Below are 2894 nucleotides of genomic sequence, written 5' to 3' on the forward strand. Positions count from 1 at the left end.
GGTCGGGACCGGGTGGGGTGTCACCGGGCGGCACGCCTGTCGTTGCTCGGTCCACGGGCGTGTCGCCTCCGAGCGTGCCGGCAGGCCACCATCTGGGCACCGCCAGCGCCGTCGGCGGGTTCTGCGGGGCGTCGAGCTCCAGGGTGGCCGGGGCCTGCGAGCCCGACGGATCGAGTGTAGGGTCGAGGGCGAGCACGCGCGGTCGGCCAGGTCTCACCTCCGGCTCACGCCAGGGATGGTTCGCGGCGAGGCCCACCAAAGTGCCGACCAGGAGGGCACCGGCCAGGCTGATGGCCGCCGACGTCCTCGCCCACGGGTAGTCCACGGTCGGCTACCGGACGATATCGAGCCGATCTTCGAGCCCGCAGAGCTCGAGGATCCGCTCGACCTGGTGGGCGGGGTGGAGCAACCGCACCCGAGCTCCCGCCCCCTCTCGCCGCGCGGTCTCCATGAGGAGCAACCGCAAACCCGACGAGTCGATGAACTCGACGCCGGCCAGATCGACGTCGATGGCCGTACTCTCGGGGATCGCTTCCAGCCGGCGCTCGAAGACGGGCACGGTCGAGGCGTCGAGGTTTTCGGGCGCGCGCACCACCGGGACGACTGGGTCTCGCTTCACACCAGGTCCCTACCCGAGTGGGAACACAGATCATGCCTGGTTGGTCGGGCCCGGCGCGGGTTCGCCGTCGGTGAACCTCACGATCGATCCCGTAGGGTTGTCCCCGATGACGGATCAACGGGTCGACAGCAGCGCTACGCCACGGGTAGCCATCCTGGGTGCGGGGGCGGGTGGACTGTGCATGGCCATCGCGCTCCGGCGGAGGGGAATCGATTCGTTCGTCATCTTCGAGAAGGCCGACGGGGTTGGTGGCACCTGGCGTGACAACACGTATCCGGGGGCCTGCTGCGACGCGAAGTCGCATCTGTACTCGTACTCGTTCGAGCCGTGGCCGGAGTGGTCACAGCACTTCGCGGCCCAGCCTGAGATCCTCGAGTACTTCGAGCACTGCGCAGACGCTCACGGGCTGCGCGACCACCTGCGGTGCAACACGGAGGTCACGGCACTCACTTGGGAGGAAGAGACCGGGGAATGGATGCTCGACACCCGGTCCGGTGAGCGCTGGCGGTTCGACATCGTCGTGTCGGGGCTCGGCCAGCTCAACCGCCCCTACATCCCCGACATCGAGGGCCTCGAGACCTTCCAGGGCACGACCTTCCACTCCGCCCGGTGGGACCACTCCCATGATCTCACCGGTCGGCGGGTGGCGGTGATCGGCAATGCCGCCAGCGGCGTGCAGTTCATCCCCCAGATCGCGCCGCAGGTGGCTCAGCTCCACGTGTACCAGCGTTCCGCGAACTGGATCCTGCCCCGTATCAACCCGCCGTACTCGGAGCGCACCAAGCGGGTGTTCCGGGAGGTCCCGGGTGCCATGCGGCTCTACCGGGCCTTCCTGTACGCGAGCTACGAGTCGCGCTTCGCGATGATGCGCCGCGACTCGCGGCTCGGGCGGCTGATCGAGCGGCTCGCCGAGCGATACCTCGAATCGGTCATCGACGACCCGGAGCTGCGCGAGGCACTCACACCGGACTTCCCCGCCGGGTGCAAGCGCCTACTCATCTCCAGCGATTACTACCCCGCGCTCACCCGCGACAACGTCGAGCTGGTGACCACGCCAATCGAGCGCATCGCCCCCGAGGGCATCGTCACCGCCGACGGTGTGGTGCGCGGCGTGGACACGATCATCTTCGGGACCGGCTTCGACACCACCCACTTCCTCGCCCCGCTGGTGGTCAAGGGGCGTGACGGGCGCTCGTTGGAGGAGGTCTGGCGAGAGGGCGCGGAGGCGTACCTGGGCATCGCGGTCTCGGGATTCCCGAACCTGTTCATGCTCTACGGGCCGAACACCAACCTCGGTCACAACTCGATCATCTTCATGATCGAGTGCCAGGTGCACTACATCATGCGGCTCATCGACCGGATGCTGCAGGTGGGGCGCAGCAACCTCGACGTCCGGGCGGAGGTGATGGCCGACTACAACCGCGAGCTGCAACGGGCCATGCACGAGATGGTGTGGGAGTCCGGCTGCAAGAGCTGGTACAAGAACGAGTTCGGCAAGGTCACCAACAACTGGCCCCACACCACGGTCCGCTACTGGGTACGAACCCGCCGGCCGGCGCGTGATGCATTCGAGCAGCGGCGGGTCTTCCGGTCAGGCGATCCCGCGGGTCGCGCTCAGGGGTAGCCGATCTTCCTGGCGCAGCCCCAGCCCGAGTACCCGACCGGCGCGACGTAGCCTCGAGGGCCGTGGTAACCCTGCGTCGCAACTCGGTTGGCGACGATGATCTGCTGTTCTCTCGTGGCCTGACCGGCGAGTGGCGCGAACTCGCGCCCGCCCCATGCGTCCCAGGTGCCGTTGTAGAAGCCGAGACCGCCGCTGTAGCGCGAGCCGGTCATCCCCCAGTTGCCCCCGGTCTCGCAGTACGCCATCCGATCCCAGTACTCGTCGGGTGGGACGCCCGCCTGTGCCTCGCGCAGCTGGCGGGTGGTTGCCTCGGCTGCGGCGCGGGCCTCAGCCTCAGCCTGTGCCTGAGCAGCGGCGATCGCCTCCAGCGCGCTGCGTAGCTCCGCTCGGCGCCGCTCCTCGGCAGCAGCCTCGGCAGCCGCCCGGGCCTCGGCCTCGCGTTGTGCGTGGGCGAGGACCTGCTCGGCGTCGACCGGGCCGGCATCCGGGATACCGGAGCGTGCCGGGCCTTCGGCTCCCGTGGACAGGGTGCCGACCTCGGCGTCGCCGGACGGTGCGGTGAGGAGGGCGCCGGTGACGACGGCCGTCACGGCGACGAAGGCGGCCACGAGCGCGCGGGGGGACCGGAAGATGAACATGGCGGGGTACCTC

At 69.1% G+C, this 2894-nt stretch carries 3 protein-coding genes and 1 pseudogene; 1 reads left to right on the forward strand and 3 read right to left on the reverse strand.

Annotated features, from left to right (window positions below; genetic code table 11):
- Together V7004_RS15555 and V7004_RS15560 are read right to left on the reverse strand one after the other, a co-directional pair.
- Window positions 1-325 (reverse strand): annotated as a pseudogene (locus tag V7004_RS15555) (hypothetical protein); the annotation flags it as partial.
- Window positions 326-331: 6 nt separating this feature from the next.
- Window positions 332-619: an STAS domain-containing protein gene (locus V7004_RS15560; RefSeq protein WP_334145152.1), complete on the reverse strand. Its 288-nt coding sequence runs from the start codon at window positions 617-619 to the stop codon at window positions 332-334.
- A 106-nt stretch (window positions 620-725) separates the two neighbouring features.
- Between V7004_RS15560 and V7004_RS15565 the strand changes: the two genes are divergently transcribed.
- Complete coding sequence (locus V7004_RS15565) at window positions 726-2243, forward strand: flavin-containing monooxygenase (RefSeq protein ID WP_334145154.1); 1518 nt, start codon at window positions 726-728, stop codon at window positions 2241-2243.
- On the opposite strand, the gene V7004_RS15570 is transcribed toward V7004_RS15565, so the two are convergent.
- On the reverse strand, window positions 2234-2894 hold a 661-nt coding region (locus tag V7004_RS15570; RefSeq protein ID WP_334145156.1), incomplete at its 5' end, for a transglycosylase family protein. The genes V7004_RS15565 and V7004_RS15570 overlap by 10 nt on opposite strands.

The sequence above is a fragment of the Rhabdothermincola sp. genome (assembly GCF_036846205.1).
Classification (GTDB): Bacteria; Actinomycetota; Acidimicrobiia; order Acidimicrobiales; family Acidimicrobilacustridaceae; genus Rhabdothermincola.

Bases quoted from the DNA above. Each gene is read 5' to 3' on its own strand.
- V7004_RS15565 (WP_334145154.1), top strand. From the start codon at position 726: ATGACGGATCAACGGGTCGACAGCAGCGCTACGCCACGGGTAGCCATC.